The sequence below is a fragment of the Pseudoduganella dura genome (genome assembly GCF_009727155.1).
Lineage (GTDB): Bacteria > Pseudomonadota > Gammaproteobacteria > Burkholderiales > Burkholderiaceae_D > Rugamonas > Rugamonas dura.
Genome location: NZ_WNWM01000002.1, coordinates 2985058 through 3001936 on the forward strand (window position 1 = coordinate 2985058; position 16879 = coordinate 3001936).

The window sequence follows — 16879 nt, forward strand, 5'->3', positions numbered from 1 at the left end:
CGGAGGACCCCCATGACGAACAATGCCAACAACCCGAAACTCGAAGTCCTGACCCCGCAGAACAGCCAGATCATCTTCATCGACCACCAGCCGCAGATGGCGTTCGGCGTGCAGTCGATCGACCGCCAGGTGCTGAAGAACAATACCGTGGGCCTGGCGAAAGCCGCCAGGGTGTTCAATATCCCGGCCACGATCACCACCGTGGAAACGGAGAGCTTCTCTGGCCACACCTACCCGGAACTGCTGGACGTGTTCCCGGGCCAGCCGATCCTGGAACGCACGTCGATGAACTCGTGGGACGACCAGAAGGTGCGCGATGCGCTGGCGAAGAACGGCCGCAAGAAAGTGATCGTGGCCGGTCTGTGGACCGAAGTATGCAACACCACCTTCTCGCTGTGCGCGATGCTGGAAGGCGACTACGAGATCTACATGGTGTCCGACGCGTCGGGCGGCACGTCGAAGGAAGCGCATGACATGGCAATGCTGCGCATGATCCAGGCCGGCGTGGTGCCGGTGACCTGGCAGCAGGTGCTGCTGGAATGGCAGCGCGACTGGGCGCACCGCGATTCGTACGATGCCGTGATGAAGATCGTCAAGGAACACTCGGGTGCCTACGGCATGGGCGTCGACTATGCCTACACGATGGTGCACAAGACGCCGCAGCGCACCACGTCGCAGCACGAGACGCTGGCGCCGGTGCCGTCGAAATAAGGTTGTAAAAAAAGGGCCGCGAGGCCCTTTTTCCTTACAGCGCGAGCCGCTTGCGCGCCGCCTCGTATTCCGCCTTCAGCCGCTCCACCATCTCGGCGGTGCTCGGCACATCCTCCATCAGGCCCACGCCCTGGCCGGCGCCCCAGATATCGCGCCATGCCTTCGCGCTGCCCGAGCCGAAGCTCATCTTGGTCTTGTCCGATTCCGGCAGTGCTTCCGGGTCCAGGCCGGCGGCCACGATCGACTTCTTCAGGTAATTGCCGTGCACGCCCGTGAACAGGTTCGTGTAGATGACATCGGCTGCCGAAGATTCCACGATCGCCTTGCGATAGTCCTCCGACACGTTCGATTCCTTGGTTGCCAGCCAGCGCGAGCCGATGTAGGCAAAGTCGGCGCCCATCGCCTGCGCGGCGAGGATCGCGTCGCCGGTGGCGATCGAGCCGGAAAGCGCGATCGGACCATCGAAGAATTTACGGATTTCACCGACCAGTGCGAACGGCGACAGCGTGCCCGCATGGCCGCCGGCGCCGGCCGCCACCAGGATCAGGCCATCGACACCTGCTTCCAGTGCCTTCTGCGCGTGCCGGATCGAGATCACATCGTGCAGTACGATGCCGCCGTAGCCGTGGATCGCGTCCATCATCTCCTTCGGCGGCGCGCGCAGCGACGAAATGATGATCGGCACCCGGTGTTTCACGCACACTTCCACGTCATGGGCGAGGCGGTCGTTCGACTGGTGCACGATCTGGTTGACGGCGATCGGGCCCACTTTTTTATCGGGATTGGCGGCCTGGAACGCCGCCAGTTCCTGTTGCAAATCGGTCAGCCACTTGTCGAGCAGCTCGGCCGGCCGCGCGTTCAGCGCCGGAAACGAGCCGACGATACCGGCCTTGCACTGCGCCGCCACCAGCTCGGGGCCGCTGGCGATGAACATCGGCGAGGCGATGACGGGAAGAGACAGGTTTTGCAGCACTGGAGGCAAGGCCATGGTCGACTCACTGTTGAGGTTGATCAGATCAAACGATTATAGACTTGAAAAAGTACGATCGTGCGAATTCTAGACGTAACGCTCTACCAAAAACCGCGTAACTGCCGGGTCAGACGTTCACCAGGTCGTCGCCTTCGACCTTCGCCGCCAGGCCCCGCACGAGCTGCCTGACGGCCCATGCGGCGAGTTCCTCTTCCGACTTGTGCAGGTGCCGCCGGTTGGTTTCCACGACCAGCGGGATCGATGCCAGCAGGGCCTGCACGCCGGCCACGGGAATGCGCTGGCGTTCCAGCAGCAGGAACTTCAGCAGCACTTTTACCGCATATTCGGCATTGTTCGACGGCTTCGACGACAGGAAATCGAGCCGCCGCCGCGCGCGCGCCAGCGATGCTTCGACGTCGTCGAACATCGCGCCGTGGCCGGGAATCACCAGCCGCACGTCCAGCGCCGCGATCAGGTCCAGCGTGGCGCCCGCCTCGGCGAAACCCTCTTCCCCTTCCAGTTCGGGGAAGATCACGCCGAAGCCGTTCTGCCACAGCGCATCCGCCGAGATCAGCAGCTTGTGCTCGGCACAGTACCAGATCAGCGAGTGTGCATGGTGGCCGGGCGCCCCCAGGACCTGCCATTCGAGGTCGCCCAGCATCAGCACGTCGCCCGGCCGGACCACGCCGTCGATGGTAAAGCGCGGGCATTGCTGGCCGGTGGCACGGAATGTCAGTGCGTCCTCGTCCCAATGCCGCACCTTGGCCTCCTCGGCGGCGGGCACGAACGTATCGCAGCCGAAGTGCGCCTGCAGCAGCAGGTTGCCGCCGCAATGGTCGGAATGCAGGTGGGTCGTATACAGGCGGTCGAGCCGGCGACCCGGCAGCGCATGCCGGACCAGTTCGAGCGTTTGCGGCGCGTGCGTCACGTAGCCGCTGTCGATCAGCGCCGTGTCATCGCGGCCGATCAGCAGCACGTTGTTGGCGGAGAGCCAGCCGCGTTCGAACACGCGGATGGAGTCGGGTAAATTCATCATCGTTATCTGGACGGGAGCCGGTGTGGATTCAGTCGCCGTCGAAGTCGATCGTCTGCTCGCGCAAAGGCAATCGGGCCCATACGGCGCGCTTGTAGGCATCGTCGGCACGGCCCCATGCGACGATCTCCTCGATCGTGCGCAGGCAGCCTTCGCAATAGCCGGTGTCCCGGTTCATCTTGCACAGGCTCACGCAGGGCGACGGCACGGGGGTGGCATGTTCCGGCAATACAGGTTTCATGGTGCGGTGGGGTTCTGGCAAGGCTGTATTCTAGCCGATACAGTGTGGCACCCCGCTTTGGCGAATTTGGCTATACTGGACCAAAAAAAGGCCCGTGGAAGAACACGGAGCGCAGAGGAGACGCAGCATGGCACGCGATTGTTTCGCAACACCTCGCGTGTTGACTGATCATCCACCAGCCTCCGAGGAATACCATGAATGAAGGTCATCAATGGTTCACCCAAATGCGAAAGACGGTCAAGCTGCTGTTCGGCAGCGACCTTCCCGATCTGCCCGAAGCGGCCTTTACGCTGCCTTCCCTGCCCCCCGTTACGCCGCCCGGCTTCGCACAGCCCGCGTTTGATTTGCCGGCATCGGTCTTCGACGCTTCGCCATCGCCCGCGAAAACACCCGCCGGCGCGCACTTCATGAGCGGCGTGTATGCCAACGACGCCGGCAGCCGCTCCTACAAGCTGTATGTTCCCTCATGCTGGAAAGGCCAGGCATTGCCGCTCGTGGTGATGCTGCACGGCTGCGCGCAGGATCCGGACGATTTCGCCGCCGGCACGCAAATGAACACGGTGGCCGAGGAACGGCGCTGCTTCGTGGTCTATCCCGCGCAGTCGCCCGATGCGAACAACTCGCGCTGCTGGAACTGGTTCAATGCGCTCGACCAGCAGCGTGGCCAGGGCGAACCCTCGATCATCGCCGGCATCACGAGGGACATCATGGATACCTACCCGGTCGCCCCCGGCCAGGTCTATATTGCCGGCATGTCGGCCGGTGGTGCGATGGCCGTCATCGTGGGCACGCTGTATCCGGAACTGTTCCGTGCCGTCGGCGTGCATTCGGGGCTGCCGTTCGCGGCGGCGCGCGACCTGGCGTCGGCGCTGTCGGCGATGAAGCGCGGCGCCAGCGCACGCGAAGTGAAAAGCGCCGGCCTGCCGATCATCGTGTTCCATGGCGACCAGGATACGACTGTCCATCCCGCCAACGGCGAGGAACTGATGGCGCAGGGGCTGCGCAGCCATCCGCTGGGGACGAAGTCGCTGCCGTCGCGCCTGGCCGGCCGGGTGCCGGACGGCCACGCCTACACGCGCACCAAGCACTGGCTGAACGACGGCTCCCCGCTGGCCGAACATTGGGTGATCCACGGCGCCGGCCACGCATGGTCCGGCGGCAGCTCGGCCGGCAGCTACACGGATCACAAGGGGCCCGACGCGAGCCGCGAGATGATGCGCTTCTTCGCAACGGTACGCGGCGGCTGACGCGTTCGGCCGCGCGGGTTTCATCGCCGTGGTTTCAGCCCGGCGTTTTCAACCCGACGTTTTCAGTCCGGCGTTTTCAACTCCTGCGCTGCAGCGCGGCGATATGCGCCTTCAGGCATTCCGGGCACCAGCATCCCGCACCGGCCGGCGTTTCCGGCGTGGCGGGAGCGTCCTGCCGGGGTACCGGGACGGCGGGCGGCAGCAGCGTGCACCAGCACGGCGTGCCGTCGGGGCTCCCCGCCGTGCCTTCGGCATCCTGGTCCCTCATTGCACAGTGAAAGGTGGCGCCGCAGCGCTCGCAAGTGCTCATCGTGCCGAGGCTAACGGATCGGCCGGGATAGTACAAGTACGCACAATGAATATGATGCCGATTTGGCTATATAATGCGCGTCAAACCCAGCAGATACCGGTTGTTGCAACTGGTGCAATGCGGCCCGGATCGCCGCTTCGCTGTAAAATCGCCCCCCACTCTTTACCGGACCCGCCATGAGCCAACTGTCGAATTTGAACCTGGATGTGCTAGCCGATGATCTCGCCAATGTATCGCCGGCAATCAAGGCGCAGATCCTTGCGGAAGCATTGCCGTACATCCGCAATTTTCATGGCAAGACCATCGTCATCAAGTACGGCGGCAACGCGATGACCGACGAGCGCCTGAAGCACGGCTTCGCGCGCGATGTGATCCTGCTGAAACTGGTGGGCATGAATCCGGTCGTGGTGCACGGCGGCGGTCCGCAGATCGATAACGCGCTGAAGAAGATCGGCAAGCAGGGCACTTTCGTGCAGGGCATGCGCATCACCGACGAAGAGACGATGGAAGTCGTCGAGTGGGTGCTCGGCGGCGAGGTGCAGCAGGATATCGTGATGCTGATTAATCACTACGGCGGCCAGGCCGTGGGCCTGACCGGCAAGGACGGCGGCCTGATCCGCGCCCGCAAGTTCGCCATGCCGGACAAGGAAAATCCCGGCCAGTACCTGGATATCGGCTTCGTGGGCGAGATCGACGCGATCAACCCGGCCGTCGTCAAGGCGCTGCAGGACGACGCGTTCATCCCCATCATCTCGCCGATCGGTTTCGGCCAGGACGGCCAGGCCTACAACATCAATGCCGACGTCGTGGCCGGCAAGATCGCCGAGATCCTGAAGGCCGAGAAGCTGATCATGATGACCAACATCGCCGGCGTGCAGGACAAGAACGGCAATCTGGTCACCGACCTCTCCGCGCGCGAGATCGACGAGATGTTCGCCGACGGCACGATCTCCGGCGGCATGCTGCCGAAAATCTCGTCCGCGCTCGATGCCGCCAAGTCCGGCGTCAACACGGTGCACATCATCGACGGCCGCATCGAGCACAGCCTGCTGCTCGAAGTGTTGACCGAACAGGCATTTGGCACTATGATCCGGTCTCACTGAAAAAACGGGCGGTTCATCCCGCCCTTTTTCCAGCGGATGTTCAATATCAGCGGTACCGATGCCCTTTTAGCTCAGTGGTAGAGCACTCCCTTGGTAAGGGAGAGGCCACGTGTTCAATCCACGTAAAGGGCACCACCTTCCTCCTGCAGCAGTTCCTCCTCAGTACACCCGCTCGACCCGCAAGCCCTTCCGCCGCAGCAGTTCCGGCACGCTGTTCTTTCCCACCAGGTGCAAGACCCCGATCGCGGCCACGCTGAGTTTTTCGCGCGCCAGCAGTTTCACGATACCGTCCGCCAGCAGCGGATTGCGCTCGTCGAGCAGCACGCGGCTGACAAAACGGCCGGAGAACGTGTCGTCCGTGGCGGTCTTGTCGGCGATGCCGTCGAGCGCGGCCTGGTCGGCCGAGGCCCACGCCGATGCGATCGCGCGCGCATCGCCGGCCTGCTCGCTGCCATCGATCGCATCGATGGTCTCCTGCAGGAACAGCGCCTGGTCGGCCGTGCTCATGCGCCCGAACAGCGACATCTGCGAGTGCACCGATTCCAGTTCGACGATTTTCTGCTTGCGCGCCCGCGCGCCCTTCGACAGCCACACTTCCACGGCCAGCTCGGTCTGGTAACCCTGGCGCTCGAATTCGCGCACCGTCAGCAGGCTGGCCAGCATCCACGGTTTCATCGGCGCCACCGATGGCGGCGGCACGTCGTACTGGCGCAGCAGCCGGTCGAGCCGGGGCCGGTAAGAGGCGGGCAGCTCGGCGGCGGCGGGCCCGCGGCCGTTCTGGTACATGCCATATTCGCGCACCGCGCGGGCGATGTCTTCCTGGCTGCCGAGCGGATCGACTTCCAGCGCCAGCACGCTGGCCTGGTCGAGCGCCGCGGTGATCCTCGGTTCGAGCGGATAGAAATGCTTCGCACCCACGTGGATCGTGCCGAACAGCCATGTCACGTTGCGCACCTCCCCCGCCTGCTGCTCGATGCGGAACAGCGCGCCCCGGTTCGGAATGCCGTCCGCCGCCATCGCCCGCGGCGCCAGTCCCGCGGTAAACACGAACAGGCAACAAAACATCACTATAATCTGGCGTCGCATGGCTACCTTTTGCAGTTCCCGAGAGACGTGAATATTAAACCTTTGGCCCCGGTCTGGCTGTTCGACCTCGATAACACGCTGCACGATGCGTCGCACGCGATCTTCCCGGCGATCATGGCGAACATGAACACGTACATCGCGCGCGTGCTGGGCGACGGCACCACGCCGGCACACATCGACGCCGTCAATGCCGCGCGCATGCTGTACTGGAAGCGCTACGGCGCCACGCTGCTGGGACTGGTGAAGCACCATGGCGTAAAAGCCGACCACTTCCTGGCCGAAACGCACGGCATGGACGACCTGCTGTCGATGATCCGGCACGAGAAGGGTCTCGGCCAGCTCCTCAGGCGCCTGCCCGGCCGCAAGGTGCTGCTGACGAACGCGCCGCACCGCTACTCGACGATGGTGCTGCGCCACCTCGGCATCCAGCGGCACTTCTCGCACCATATCGCGATCGAATCGATGCGCGTGCACGGCCAGCTGCGGCCCAAGCCGTCGAAGCTGCTGCTGCGCAAGGTGATGCGTCGCCAGCAGGTCACGGCGCGCCGCTGCATCCTGGTCGAAGACACGCTGGCCAACCTGCGCACCGCGCATGCGCTGGGCATGCGCACGGCATGGGTCACGCAATACCTGAAGGTGGACGATCCGATCGGCATGGCGCATCCGCCCAAGCGGCTGACGCGGCCCGGCTGGGTCGACGTCAAGGTAAAATCCGTCAAACACCTGCCGACGCGGCTGTCCCGCCTGCGCCGCAATACCGTGATCGAATGATGGCAACCCAACCGCCCGGGCAGCGCAAGCTGCAAATCCTCCAGGCCCTGGCCGCGATGCTGGAGCATCCGAAGGGTGAGAAGATCACCACGGCCGCGCTGGCGCGCCGGCTCGAAGTTTCCGAGGCGGCGCTGTACCGCCATTTCGCCAGCAAGGCGCAAATGTTCGAAGGCCTGATCGAGTTCATCGAAACGTCGGTATTCGGCCTGATCAACCAGATCACCGAGCGCCAGCCGGACGGCCTGGCGCAGGCGTGCGACATCCTTGCCATGCTGCTGCATTTCGCCGAGAACAATCCGGGCATGACGCGCGTGCTGATCGGCGATGCGCTGGTGGGCGAGGATGAGCGCCTGCAGCAGCGCATGAACGGGTTCTACGACCGCGTGGAACTGGCGTTGAAGGGCGCGCTGCGGCAGGCCGCCGCCGATGCCGCCGCCGGTTCGGCTGCCGCTGCTGGTTCAGCTGCCGCTGCCGCTGCCGACGGCGACGAGCGCGACGTGGCGGCGCGGGCCGGCCTGATGGTGGCGTTCGTGCTGGGCCGCTGGCACCGCTACGCCAAGAGCGGCTTCACGCTGGCGCCGGCGCAGGATGCGAACACGCAGATCGCGCTGCTGCTGCGTTGATGACCGCCGCTGCCATGGATTCCGGATGCTTCGCCCTGCTCGATGATGCCGCGGCCGGCGGCCGCTCGCGCCTGCTGACGGGCCACGTGCGCACGCTGCGCTGCACCGCGTTCGACACGTGGCCGGCGCTGCTCCGCGAAATGGAACAGGCGCTGGCGCAGGGCCAGTACGCGGTGGCGCTGTGCAGTTACGAGCTGGGCCATCACATCGCCGGCATCGCGCCGCGCGACGCCGGCGTGCCGCTGGCGCAGGTGCTGCTGTTCCGGCAATGCGAGCACCTGGATGGCGCGGCTGTGGCGCAGTGGCTGGCACGAAGGGAGCCGCAGGGCGGCGCCGGCGTGGCGGGCCTCGCCGGCATCCACGCCAACGTTACCGAGGCAGAGTTCACGGCGGCGATCGACCGCATCCGCGACTACATCGCGGCCGGCGATACCTACCAGGTCAACTACACGTACCGCCTGCGCTTCGATGCATTCGGCGCGCCGTGCGCGCTGTACCAGCGGCTGCGCGCGCGCCAGCCGGTGCCGTATGGCGCGCTGGTAATGGCCGACGACGGCACGGCCGTGCTGTCGCTGTCGCCGGAACTGTTCGTGCGCCGCGAAGGCGACACGCTCACCGCCCAGCCGATGAAAGGCACGGCTCCAGCCGCCCTGACGGGCCAGGCCGGCGACATCGATGCGGAGAACGCGCGCCGCGCCAGCGCCCTCGCGGCGGACCCGAAGAATCGCGCCGAAAACCTGATGATCGTCGACCTGCTGCGCAACGACATCGGCCGCGTGGCCGTTACCGGCTCCGTCAGGGTACCGGCGCTGTTCGACGTGCGGCGCTACAGCGGCGTGCTGCAGATGACCTCCACCGTGCAGGCCGAACTGCGGGCCGGCGTCACGCTGCAGGAGCTGTTCGCCGCGCTGTACCCGTGCGGCTCGATCACCGGCGCGCCGAAGCGGCGCACGATGGAAATCATCGCCGAGCTGGAACCGGCGCCGCGCGGCCTGTACACCGGCGCGATCGGCTGGTTCGACCCGCCGCGGCCCGGCGCGCCGGGTGACTTTTGCCTGAACGTGCCGATCCGCACGCTGACCCTGCAGCCGGAACACGAAGGCGTGCGCCGCGGCGAAATGGGCGTGGGCGCCGGCATCGTGTACGACAGCGTGGCGGCCGGTGAATACGCTGAATGCCGCCTGAAGGCGCGCTTCCTTACCGGCCTGTCGAACGATTTCGAACTGTTCGAAACGATGCATGCAACGCGCGAACAGGGTGCGCGGCACGTGGCGCTGCACCTGGCACGGCTGGCGCGTTCGGCCCGCTATTTCGGATTCCAATGGGATGAAGCCGCCGCCAGGGCCTACGTTGCGGTGGCTTGCAACGACTTGCCCGCGAACGCCGAGTACCGGCTGCGCCTGGCATTGAACAGCGCCGGCGGCTTCGCGGTGCAGACCGGCCTGTTCGCCCCCGTGCAGCAGCCGGTGCGCGTGCTGCTGGCGGAGACGCCGACCGCGTCGCATGAACTGTTCCTGCGTCACAAGACCACGCTGCGCGCCGCTTACGACGCGGCGTGGAAGGCCGCCGAGGCGCAGGGCGCGTTCGACCAGCTGTTCTTCAACGAGCGCGGCGAACTGACCGAGGGTGGCCGCAGCAATGTGTTCGTGCGCATCGGCGGCCGCTGGCTGACGCCGCCGCTCGCCTGCGGCCTGCTGCCGGGCGTGATGCGCAGCGTGGTGCTGGAAGCATGGGGCGCCGCCGAAGCGGTGATCACGCGCGACACCCTGGCGCAGGCCGAGGAAATCGTCGTCTGCAATGCGCTGCGGGGCGCGTTGCGCGCGGTGCTGCAGCCACGCGCGGCCGCGGAACCGGCTACAGGCTGACGAACGACTTGAAGCCGCCCCAGAACATGCGCTTGCCGTCGAACGGCATCGAATCCATCGTGTTTTTCAGGCGCGGATCGTTCATTACCTTCTCGTTGATCGCATCGCGTTCTTCGCGCGAGTTGTAGACGATCCACGAAAAGAACACCGTTTCATCGTCCTTCAGCTGCACGGCCTGTGGAAAAGACGTGACTTCTCCTGGCTTCACGTCGTCGGCGATGCATTCGTGGAATTCCAGCGCGCCGTGCTCGCGCCACACCGCGCCGGCCGTTTCGGCCATCGTACGATAGGCATCGATCTTGTCTTTCGGGACGGGAACAACAAAACCATCGACATAAGGCATGGCGGACTCCTTTCAAGGTTCGGGCGAGATGCGCGGATGAGATGCGCGGAAGAATGCACGCAAAAACGCGTGGACGGCAATGCGTGGGACGGACTGCGCGGACGGCCGTGCCCATGCAGCTTAGTCGACCGATGTACCCGCAACAAGGAATGCTTTCCGGTAAGCACCCGGTGTCGTCGCCGCCAGCCGGCGGAAGTGATGGCGCAGCGTTTCCTCCGAACCGAAGCCGGCCCGCTCCGCCACCTGCGCCAGCGGCAGCGGCGATTCGAGCAGCTCCTTGGCGATCGCCACCCGTTCCCGCGTCAACCATTCGGCCGGCCCCATCCCCGTGGCATCGCGGAACTGGCGCTGCAGCGTGCGCGGGCTCATCGCCGCCCGTTCGGCCATCGTGGCGACCGTGTGACTGGCTGCCGGATGGCGGCGCAGCCACTCCATCAGCCTGGCCAGGCGACCCGCTTCGTCGGCCGGCATCGGCCGCGGCAGGAACTGCGCCTGGCCGCCTTCGCGATGCGGTGCCACCACGAGCCGCTGCGCCACCATGTTCCCGACCCGGGCCCCGTAATCGCGGCGCACCAGGTGCAGCAGCATGTCCAGCCCTGCGGCGGAACCGGCGGACGTGATCACCTGCCCGTTATCGACATACAGCGCATCAGGCTCGACCTGGATGGCCGGGTGGCGCCGCGCCAGGCGGTCGGCATAGCGCCAGTGCGTGGTGGCACGCTGGCCGTCCAGCACGCCGGCCGCGGCCAGCACGAACACACCGGAACAGATCGAGCACAGGCGTGCACCGCGGGCGTGGGCGGCGCGCAGCGCGGCGACCAGTGCCGGCGGCGGCGGCTCGTCGGCGTTGCGCCAGCCGGGGATGACGATCGTGTCGGCCTTTTTCAGCAGTGCGGGCGCGTAGCGGGCTTGTATCGTGATGCCGCCGGCCGCGCGGATCGGGCCGCGCTCCACCGCGCACACCTGGAAGTCGTACCAGTGCACGCCCAGTTCCGGCCGGTCGAGCGCGAACAGCTCGACCGTGCAGCCGAATTCAAAGGTGCACAGGCCGTCGTAAGCGAGGGCGACGACGAGATGCGGGCGATTCGAGGATAACGGTGGCGATGGTGGCGGCATGGCGCGATCTTAACGCAGAATGGCATTCGCGCCACTGCGCCGCCGCTGCGGCCGGGCCGACAATAGAGTCTCTTTCAACGCACAAAAGGAAGTCACCATGTCCATCGTGACCGAAGTTTCCGCCGCGCCCGCCGATGCCGCGCTGGCGCATTTCGAAGGTTCGCTACGTTTCGAGACCGATTGCTGGGACGTGCACAGCGTGCTCGGCACGCCCGGGCAGGATTTCGTGCTGCTCGATGTGCGCGGCACCGAGAAATATGAACAGGGCCACGTGCCGGGCGCGGTCGATCTCGCGCACCGCAAGATCATCGGCTCGAAGCTGGCGGAGTACCCGGCCGATACGCTGTTCGTCACCTACTGCGCCGGCCCGCACTGCAACGGCGCCGCCCGCGCCGCGATCCGGCTGGCGAAGCTGGGCCGGCCCGTGAAGATCATGCCCGGCGGCGTCACGGGCTGGCTGGACGAGGGGTTTGAACTCGTCCGGAACTGATCAGGAAGCCAGCGCCTTCTCGATCGCGCCGACGAGCTGCTTGTCCTGCGGCGTCACCTTGCTGGGGTAGTTCTCGATCACCTTGCCGTCGCGCCCGATCAGGTATTTGTGGAAGTTCCAGCCCGGCGCCTTGCCGGTGGCCTTGATCAGGTCCGCGTAGAGCGGGTTCGGCGTGCCGCCGGACACCACGGTCTTGGCGAACATCGGGAACTTCACGCCATAGGTATTGAAGCAGAGATCGGCGATTTCCTTGGCCGTGCCCGGTTCCTGCTTGCCGAAGTCGTTCGACGGGAAGCCCAGCACCACCAGGCCCTTGTCGCCATATTTGGCATGCAGCGCTTCGAGGCCTTCGTATTGCTTCGTGTAGCCGCAATAGCTGGCCGTGTTCACCACGAGGACGACCTTGCCGGCATACTGGCACAGGTCTTGCGGAGCTTCATCCTGCAGGCGCTTGAACGACCGGTGCAGGATGGCGGGACAGCTGGCCGGACGGGAAACGGCCGCCGGGGTTGCCGGGGTTGCAATCGAAGCCGCGGGCTGCTGCGCGAATGCCGATGCCGCACCCAGCAGACCAAACGCGGACAGGGCCGCGAACCTGAACAGAGAAGTCATGGTAAACCCACCAAGTGATATAAGAAATCCATTGTAAGCCGGCCGGGCCGCCCTGTGCCGGCTTTGCGTGCGGCTTTGTAACTTGCAGCGTTCCGATAGACCATTGAGAAGGATTAAAGCCGGTGCCGGCAGCTCAATGAGAATGCGCAAGGAAGCGGTCCATTGCATGGAGTGAGTCATGATGCGTTCGACGTTCGCCCGTTACCCCATTGCCTGCGCCGCGCTGGCGGCAATGCTGTTGTCCGTGCTGGCGGCATCGGCGCGGGCGGAAGCCGCTGCCCTGCCCGCGATGAAGACGAGCCGGCTGTCGGTCTCCGGCCTGTCCTCGGGCGGCTACATGGCGGTGCAGTTCGACGTGGCGTACTCGGCGAGCGTGACCGGTGCGGGCATCATCGCCGCCGGGCCGTACTCCTGCTCGCGGGGCAGGCTGAGCATTGCAACGATGAAATGCAGCTGTACCTCGGGAACGCCCTGGTGCAACGTATCGCCGGGTGGCACGAACGTGCCGGAACTGCTGGACATCACCCGCCGCCACGCCGAGCGCGGCGCCATCGACGCGACCGCGAACCTGGCGGGCCACCGGATCTGGCTGTTCTCGGGCCTGGCCGACAGCGTGGTGCCGATGGCCGTGATGGACGACCTGCAGGCGTACTACCAGCACTATGTCCGGCCCGGAAACATCCGCTATCGCAAGGATGTGCGGGCCGAGCATGCGATGCCCACCGACAGCTTCGGCAACAAGTGCGACAAGCTCGGCTCGCCCTATATCAGCGACTGCGACGTGGATGGTGCCGGCGAGCTGCTGCAATGGATCTACGGTGCGCTGGCGCCGAAAACGGGCAACGGCGCCACCGGCCGCTTCGTGGAATTCGACCAGGCCGAATTCCTGCCCCACCCGGCCGACCACGGCATGGCGGCCACCGGCTGGCTGTACGTGCCGCCCGGTTGCGAGGGCGCGGGCCAGGGCTGCAGGCTGCACGTGGCCTTCCACGGCTGCAAGCAGAACTCGGCGCTCGTCAAGGAAGCCTGGGTGCGCCACGCCGGCTACAACGGCTGGGCCGATGCGAACCGGATCGTGGTGCTGTATCCGCAGGCCGCGGCGCTGCGGTTCAGGAACCCGAATTCGTGCTGGGACTGGTTCAGCTACGACGACCCGGATTTCGCCGTGAAATCCGGGCGGCAGATGCGGGCGGTGAAGAAAATGACCGAGCGCCTGATGGGCAACGGCGCGCCCGCAGGGCGCCCGGTGGCCGTGCCGAACGGAGCCGTTCCTACTTCACCCTGATCTTCGCCAGCTTCGCATCCCCCGCCGGAAACGCCAGGTTCATGCCCCGCAGCGTTTCCGCGAGCAGCATCGCCACGGCGATATCCCGGTGCGGCTTCGAATCGGCCGGCACGATGTACCACGGCGCATGCGGCGCATCGGTCTCGGCGATCGCCTTCTCGTAAGCCCGGTGATACCCGGACCACTGTTCCCGGTGCTTCAGGTCTTCCGGATCGAATTTCCAGTGCTTTTCCGGATCGTCGATGCGGTCCTGCAGCCGTCGCCGCTGCTCGTCCTTCGAGATATGCAGGAACACCTTGACGATCGTGGTGCCCGATTCGGCCAGCATGCGCTCGAAGTCGCGGATCTGCGCATGGCGGCGGGCCGCCTCGAGCGCGTCGATCCGTTCATAGACGACCGGATGCAGCACGTCCTCGTAGTGGCTGCGGTTGAACACGGCGATCTCGCCCTTGCGCGGCACCTGCAGGTGCACGCGCCACAGGAAATCGCGCGCCGTTTCGGCCGACGTGGGCACGTCGAAACGCACCGGCCGCAGACCCATCGGATTGATCTTCCGGAACAGCCGGTGCACGGTGCCGTCCTTGCCGGCGCAGTCGACACCCTGCAGCACCAGCAGCACCTTGCGCTCGTGCTCGGCGTACAGCTTTTCCTGCAATACCGCGATTTCCTTGTGCAGCGATTTGCCGAGGTGCCGGTCCTCGCGCTCGTCGCCGCTGCACAGCGGCGTGAGCGCCGCGTCTGCGTCCGCCAGCACCGGCGTCTCCGCCGTGCGAAACAGTTTGCCAGCCTTCATGCGTTCTCCCGGGGATAGCGCTGCGCGGCCACTTCGCGCAGCGTGGCCAGCATCGCCTCCGCGCCGGGCGACAGGCGATGCTGCCTGCGGGTGACGATACCATACAGGTCCATCGTCAGCCCCAGGTCGTACGGGAGAACCGTGATCAGCCCCATGTCCAGGTAAGGCCGCACCAGTTCGGCTGGCAGCGCAGACACCATGCGGCTGCCCGCCAGCAGGTTGACGATGACGGGCAGCGCCATCGCTTCCACCGTATCGGACGGCGGCTCCAGGCCATGCGACAGGAACAGCGCCGTCAGCCGGTCGCGCAGCACGGAGCCGGCCGGCGGCACGATCCACGGCTCGCCGGCCAGGTCGTTCAATGTGAGGTCGGTGCGCGCGGCCAGCGGATGGCCGGCGCCGGCGATCAGGCTGTGCGGCTCGTCGGTGATCGGTTCGAAATGCAGCTCGCCGGCGGCGTGCGAGTCCTGCACGCGGCCGATCACGATATCGAGTTCGCCGGCCCGCAGTTTGTCCGTCAGCAGCTTGCTGGTATCGACGGTGACGGACACCCGCACCCGCGTATGGCGCGTCTTCAGCAGCTTGATCGCGTCCGGCAGCAGGCCGGCGGAGGGCGTCAGCACGGCGCCCACGCTGACCTTGCCCGACAGGCCGGCCAGCAGCTCCATCACTTCCTGGTGCGCGGCATCCATCTCGGCCAGCGCCGCGCCGGCGCGGCGGATCAGCACTTCGCCATACCACGTGGGCAGCACGCCGCGAGGCAAGCGCTCGAACAGTTGCACGTTCAGCGCATGTTCCAGTTCGGCCAGCAGCTTCGAAGCCGCCGGCTGCGTGAGGTTGGCCGCCTGCGCCGCGTGCAGGATCGAGCCGTGGCGGCCGAGTTCCACCAGCAGCACGAGCTGGCGCATCTTCAGGTGAGAGCGGACGAAACGGTCGGAAAGGATGTCGTGCATGCGGGATGACGCGGTGGAAAGCAGCAAAACCGCGGACAAATCCGCGGTGCGTCAAGCATGATAGGCCGCTACCCTGTCCCAGTCAATCGAAGCATCCGCCGCCGTCAATCCTTGCGTGGCGCGGGCGTGTGCTTGCGCCACGCATCGAGCACCGGCAGCGCGCGGCCCTTGAAGTCGAACAGCGTGGTATTGGACACCACGTTCTCTCCCGGCTTGCCGTCCGCGTCGCGCACCGCCCAGCCGGTGCCCGGCGTGGCGATCATCACCGGATCCCAGTACAGCACACCCAGCACGCGGTCGGTGCGGCGCAGCGCGCCGAGCAGCTCGTCGATGAACGCGGCCTGGCCTTCCGGAGAACTCATCGCCGCCGGATACGGGCCGTTGTCGGCCAGCTGGCCGGCGTGGCCGTTCGGCAGCGTGGGCGACCAGTTGAAGCCGGCCTCCATCACGAACAGGTCGCGGTCGTAATGCCGCGTGATCTCCCTGGCAAACGCGGTGAGCTGCGTCACGTTGCGCTTCGTCCAGAACGGGTAGTACGAGGCGCCGATCACGTCCCACTTCACGCCCAGCTTCTGCAGGTGGTCGAAGTAGTGGCGGTACTTGGCCACGTTGCCGCCGTCGTCCAGGTGGATGATCACCTGGCTGGAAGGCGACACCGCCTTGACGCCGTCGTACCCTGCCTGGAACAGCGCACCGAGGCGCGGCCAGTTTTCGTCCAGCGTCTTGCCACCCAGTTTCCCGTACGGGTACAGCATGCCCCCTTCGGTTTCGTTGCCGACCGAGACATATTGCGGCGTGGTGCCCTGCGCCTTCAATGCCTGCATCACCTCGCGCGTGCGTTCGAACACGAGCCCGCGCAGGCGCTCGAAGCGGGCATTGTCATCGGGCAGCTTGTCCAGCTCCGCGCGCCATCGCGCGGGCACGATCTGCGTCTTGCTGTTGGTCCAGAAATCGCTGTAGTGGAACGTCAGCTCGATCTGCATGCCGAGATCGGCGCTGCGGCGCGCCATCTTCAGCAGATCCGGCAGGTCCATCGAGCCGGCCGGCCAGTGCCAGCCTTCGTTGCCGGTGCCCGGACCCGGCCCTTCATACAGGCGCAGGCGGGCGATGTTGTGGCCGGATTCGCGCAGGATCTTCAGCGCGTCGCCGGGCTTGCCCTGGCGGTCGCTGAACACGGCGCCATGCCGCTCCATCAGCGGCAGCACCGAGTAATCGCCGCCGGCCAGCAGCGGATCGTTGGCCGCCGCCGGCAAGGACACCGCACACAGCGAGGCGCACAGCAGCGCCGCCAGCGCGAACGGGCGGAATATGGAATGGTTCATCGTCA

The 16879-nt window shown here is 66.0% G+C and carries 19 protein-coding genes and 1 tRNA gene; 9 read left to right on the top strand and 11 right to left on the bottom strand.

The window, feature by feature from the left end:
- The first annotated feature begins 12 nt into the window (after positions 1 to 12).
- On the top strand, positions 13 to 711 hold the full coding sequence (locus GJV26_RS13070) for a hydrolase (RefSeq protein WP_155709186.1): 699 nt from the start codon (positions 13 to 15) through the stop codon (positions 709 to 711).
- Positions 712 to 745: 34 nt separating this feature from the next.
- Here the strand turns inward: GJV26_RS13070 and GJV26_RS13075 are convergent, their stop codons facing one another.
- The 3 genes from GJV26_RS13075 to GJV26_RS13085 all read right to left on the bottom strand — a co-directional run bounded on the left by GJV26_RS13075 (position 746) and on the right by GJV26_RS13085 (position 2955).
- Complete coding sequence (locus tag GJV26_RS13075) at positions 746 to 1699, bottom strand: NAD(P)H-dependent flavin oxidoreductase (protein ID WP_155709187.1); 954 nt, start codon at positions 1697 to 1699, stop codon at positions 746 to 748.
- A gap of 109 nt (positions 1700 to 1808) precedes the next feature.
- Complete coding sequence (locus tag GJV26_RS13080) at positions 1809 to 2717, bottom strand: MBL fold metallo-hydrolase (RefSeq protein WP_155709188.1); 909 nt, start codon at positions 2715 to 2717, stop codon at positions 1809 to 1811.
- 28 nt (positions 2718 to 2745) lie between these two features.
- Positions 2746 to 2955, bottom strand: a complete 210-nt coding sequence (locus tag GJV26_RS13085) for a DUF1289 domain-containing protein (RefSeq protein WP_155709189.1) — start codon at positions 2953 to 2955, stop codon at positions 2746 to 2748.
- Between the two features lie 224 nt (positions 2956 to 3179).
- Between GJV26_RS13085 and GJV26_RS13090 the strand changes: the two genes are divergently transcribed.
- Entirely contained in the window at positions 3180 to 4202 is a 1023-nt protein-coding gene (locus tag GJV26_RS13090) for an extracellular catalytic domain type 1 short-chain-length polyhydroxyalkanoate depolymerase (RefSeq protein WP_229419281.1), read from the top strand.
- A 76-nt stretch (positions 4203 to 4278) separates the two neighbouring features.
- Here GJV26_RS13090 and GJV26_RS13095 read toward each other — a convergent pair whose 3' ends face one another.
- The gene (locus tag GJV26_RS13095; RefSeq protein ID WP_155709191.1) at positions 4279 to 4512 is read right to left on the bottom strand and encodes a cysteine-rich CWC family protein; all 234 of its coding nucleotides are present in this window, start codon (positions 4510 to 4512) and stop codon (positions 4279 to 4281) included.
- Between the two features lie 176 nt (positions 4513 to 4688).
- Here GJV26_RS13095 and argB point away from each other — a divergent pair, with 176 nt between their 5' ends.
- On the top strand, positions 4689 to 5615 hold the full coding sequence (gene argB, locus GJV26_RS13100; RefSeq protein WP_155709192.1) for an acetylglutamate kinase: 927 nt from the start codon (positions 4689 to 4691) through the stop codon (positions 5613 to 5615).
- A gap of 60 nt (positions 5616 to 5675) precedes the next feature.
- A tRNA-Thr gene (locus tag GJV26_RS13105) sits at positions 5676 to 5750 on the top strand.
- A gap of 24 nt (positions 5751 to 5774) precedes the next feature.
- Here the strand turns inward: GJV26_RS13105 and GJV26_RS13110 are convergent.
- Entirely contained in the window at positions 5775 to 6680 is a 906-nt protein-coding gene (locus GJV26_RS13110) for a TraB/GumN family protein (protein WP_155709193.1), read from the bottom strand.
- 48 nt (positions 6681 to 6728) lie between these two features.
- Here GJV26_RS13110 and GJV26_RS13115 point away from each other — a divergent pair, with 48 nt between their 5' ends.
- Genes GJV26_RS13115 through pabB form a run of 3 tightly spaced genes read left to right on the top strand, consistent with a single transcriptional unit; the run spans position 6729 to position 9960 of the window.
- Positions 6729 to 7472, top strand: coding sequence for a pyrimidine 5'-nucleotidase (locus GJV26_RS13115; protein ID WP_229427912.1), 744 nt, complete (start codon positions 6729 to 6731; stop codon positions 7470 to 7472).
- Complete coding sequence (gene slmA / locus GJV26_RS13120) at positions 7472 to 8095, top strand: nucleoid occlusion factor SlmA (protein ID WP_155712451.1); 624 nt, start codon at positions 7472 to 7474, stop codon at positions 8093 to 8095. The genes GJV26_RS13115 and slmA overlap by 1 nt, the downstream gene beginning before the upstream one ends.
- The gene (pabB, locus tag GJV26_RS13125; RefSeq protein WP_229419283.1) at positions 8095 to 9960 is read left to right on the top strand and encodes an aminodeoxychorismate synthase component I; all 1866 of its coding nucleotides are present in this window, start codon (positions 8095 to 8097) and stop codon (positions 9958 to 9960) included. The genes slmA and pabB overlap by 1 nt, the downstream gene beginning before the upstream one ends.
- On the opposite strand, the gene GJV26_RS13130 is transcribed toward pabB, so the two are convergent.
- Positions 9950 to 10303, bottom strand: coding sequence for a DUF1428 domain-containing protein (locus tag GJV26_RS13130; protein ID WP_155709195.1), 354 nt, complete (start codon positions 10301 to 10303; stop codon positions 9950 to 9952). The genes pabB and GJV26_RS13130 overlap by 11 nt on opposite strands.
- Before the next feature lie 120 nt (positions 10304 to 10423).
- Positions 10424 to 11419 (bottom strand): transcriptional regulator FtrA, encoded by a 996-nt coding sequence (ftrA, locus tag GJV26_RS13135; RefSeq protein ID WP_155709196.1) that lies wholly within the window; start codon positions 11417 to 11419, stop codon positions 10424 to 10426.
- Positions 11420 to 11516: 97 nt separating this feature from the next.
- Between ftrA and GJV26_RS13140 the strand changes: the two genes are divergently transcribed.
- On the top strand, positions 11517 to 11909 hold the full coding sequence (locus GJV26_RS13140) for a rhodanese-like domain-containing protein (RefSeq protein WP_155709197.1): 393 nt from the start codon (positions 11517 to 11519) through the stop codon (positions 11907 to 11909).
- On the opposite strand, the gene GJV26_RS13145 is transcribed toward GJV26_RS13140, so the two are convergent.
- On the bottom strand, positions 11910 to 12521 hold the full coding sequence (locus GJV26_RS13145) for a glutathione peroxidase (protein WP_155709198.1): 612 nt from the start codon (positions 12519 to 12521) through the stop codon (positions 11910 to 11912). It abuts the gene before it with no gap.
- Between the two features lie 178 nt (positions 12522 to 12699).
- On the opposite strand from GJV26_RS13145, the gene GJV26_RS13150 reads away from it, so the two are divergent.
- The gene (locus GJV26_RS13150; protein WP_229419284.1) at positions 12700 to 13806 is read left to right on the top strand and encodes an extracellular catalytic domain type 2 short-chain-length polyhydroxyalkanoate depolymerase; all 1107 of its coding nucleotides are present in this window, start codon (positions 12700 to 12702) and stop codon (positions 13804 to 13806) included.
- Here GJV26_RS13150 and GJV26_RS13155 read toward each other — a convergent pair.
- The 3 genes from GJV26_RS13155 to GJV26_RS13165 form a co-directional block, all read right to left on the bottom strand.
- Positions 13793 to 14599, bottom strand: a complete 807-nt coding sequence (locus tag GJV26_RS13155) for a PPK2 family polyphosphate kinase (RefSeq protein ID WP_155709199.1) — start codon at positions 14597 to 14599, stop codon at positions 13793 to 13795. The genes GJV26_RS13150 and GJV26_RS13155 overlap by 14 nt on opposite strands.
- On the bottom strand, positions 14596 to 15552 hold the full coding sequence (locus GJV26_RS13160; RefSeq protein WP_155709200.1) for a LysR substrate-binding domain-containing protein: 957 nt from the start codon (positions 15550 to 15552) through the stop codon (positions 14596 to 14598). The genes GJV26_RS13155 and GJV26_RS13160 overlap by 4 nt, the downstream gene beginning before the upstream one ends.
- A gap of 104 nt (positions 15553 to 15656) precedes the next feature.
- Positions 15657 to 16874: a glycoside hydrolase family 53 protein gene (locus GJV26_RS13165; protein WP_173346198.1), complete on the bottom strand. Its 1218-nt coding sequence runs from the start codon at positions 16872 to 16874 to the stop codon at positions 15657 to 15659.
- Positions 16875 to 16879: the final 5 nt, after the last annotated feature.

Coding starts and splice junctions, on each gene's coding strand:
- pabB (WP_229419283.1), top strand. CDS start 8,095: ATGACCGCCGCTGCCATGGATTCCGGATGCTTCGCCCTGCTCGATGAT.
- GJV26_RS13160 (WP_155709200.1), bottom strand. CDS start 15,552: ATGCACGACATCCTTTCCGACCGTTTCGTCCGCTCTCACCTGAAGATG.
- GJV26_RS13140 (WP_155709197.1), top strand. CDS start 11,517: ATGTCCATCGTGACCGAAGTTTCCGCCGCGCCCGCCGATGCCGCGCTG.
- GJV26_RS13145 (WP_155709198.1), bottom strand. CDS start 12,521: ATGACTTCTCTGTTCAGGTTCGCGGCCCTGTCCGCGTTTGGTCTGCTG.
- ftrA (WP_155709196.1), bottom strand. CDS start 11,419: ATGCCGCCACCATCGCCACCGTTATCCTCGAATCGCCCGCATCTCGTC.
- GJV26_RS13155 (WP_155709199.1), bottom strand. CDS start 14,599: ATGAAGGCTGGCAAACTGTTTCGCACGGCGGAGACGCCGGTGCTGGCG.
- GJV26_RS13150 (WP_229419284.1), top strand. CDS start 12,700: ATGATGCGTTCGACGTTCGCCCGTTACCCCATTGCCTGCGCCGCGCTG.
- GJV26_RS13070 (WP_155709186.1), top strand. CDS start 13: ATGACGAACAATGCCAACAACCCGAAACTCGAAGTCCTGACCCCGCAG.
- GJV26_RS13165 (WP_173346198.1), bottom strand. CDS start 16,874: ATGAACCATTCCATATTCCGCCCGTTCGCGCTGGCGGCGCTGCTGTGC.
- GJV26_RS13080 (WP_155709188.1), bottom strand. CDS start 2,717: ATGATGAATTTACCCGACTCCATCCGCGTGTTCGAACGCGGCTGGCTC.
- slmA (WP_155712451.1), top strand. CDS start 7,472: ATGGCAACCCAACCGCCCGGGCAGCGCAAGCTGCAAATCCTCCAGGCC.
- GJV26_RS13110 (WP_155709193.1), bottom strand. CDS start 6,680: ATGTTTTGTTGCCTGTTCGTGTTTACCGCGGGACTGGCGCCGCGGGCG.
- argB (WP_155709192.1), top strand. CDS start 4,689: ATGAGCCAACTGTCGAATTTGAACCTGGATGTGCTAGCCGATGATCTC.
- GJV26_RS13085 (WP_155709189.1), bottom strand. CDS start 2,955: ATGAAACCTGTATTGCCGGAACATGCCACCCCCGTGCCGTCGCCCTGC.
- GJV26_RS13075 (WP_155709187.1), bottom strand. CDS start 1,699: ATGGCCTTGCCTCCAGTGCTGCAAAACCTGTCTCTTCCCGTCATCGCC.
- GJV26_RS13095 (WP_155709191.1), bottom strand. CDS start 4,512: ATGAGCACTTGCGAGCGCTGCGGCGCCACCTTTCACTGTGCAATGAGG.
- GJV26_RS13130 (WP_155709195.1), bottom strand. CDS start 10,303: ATGCCTTATGTCGATGGTTTTGTTGTTCCCGTCCCGAAAGACAAGATC.
- GJV26_RS13090 (WP_229419281.1), top strand. CDS start 3,180: ATGCGAAAGACGGTCAAGCTGCTGTTCGGCAGCGACCTTCCCGATCTG.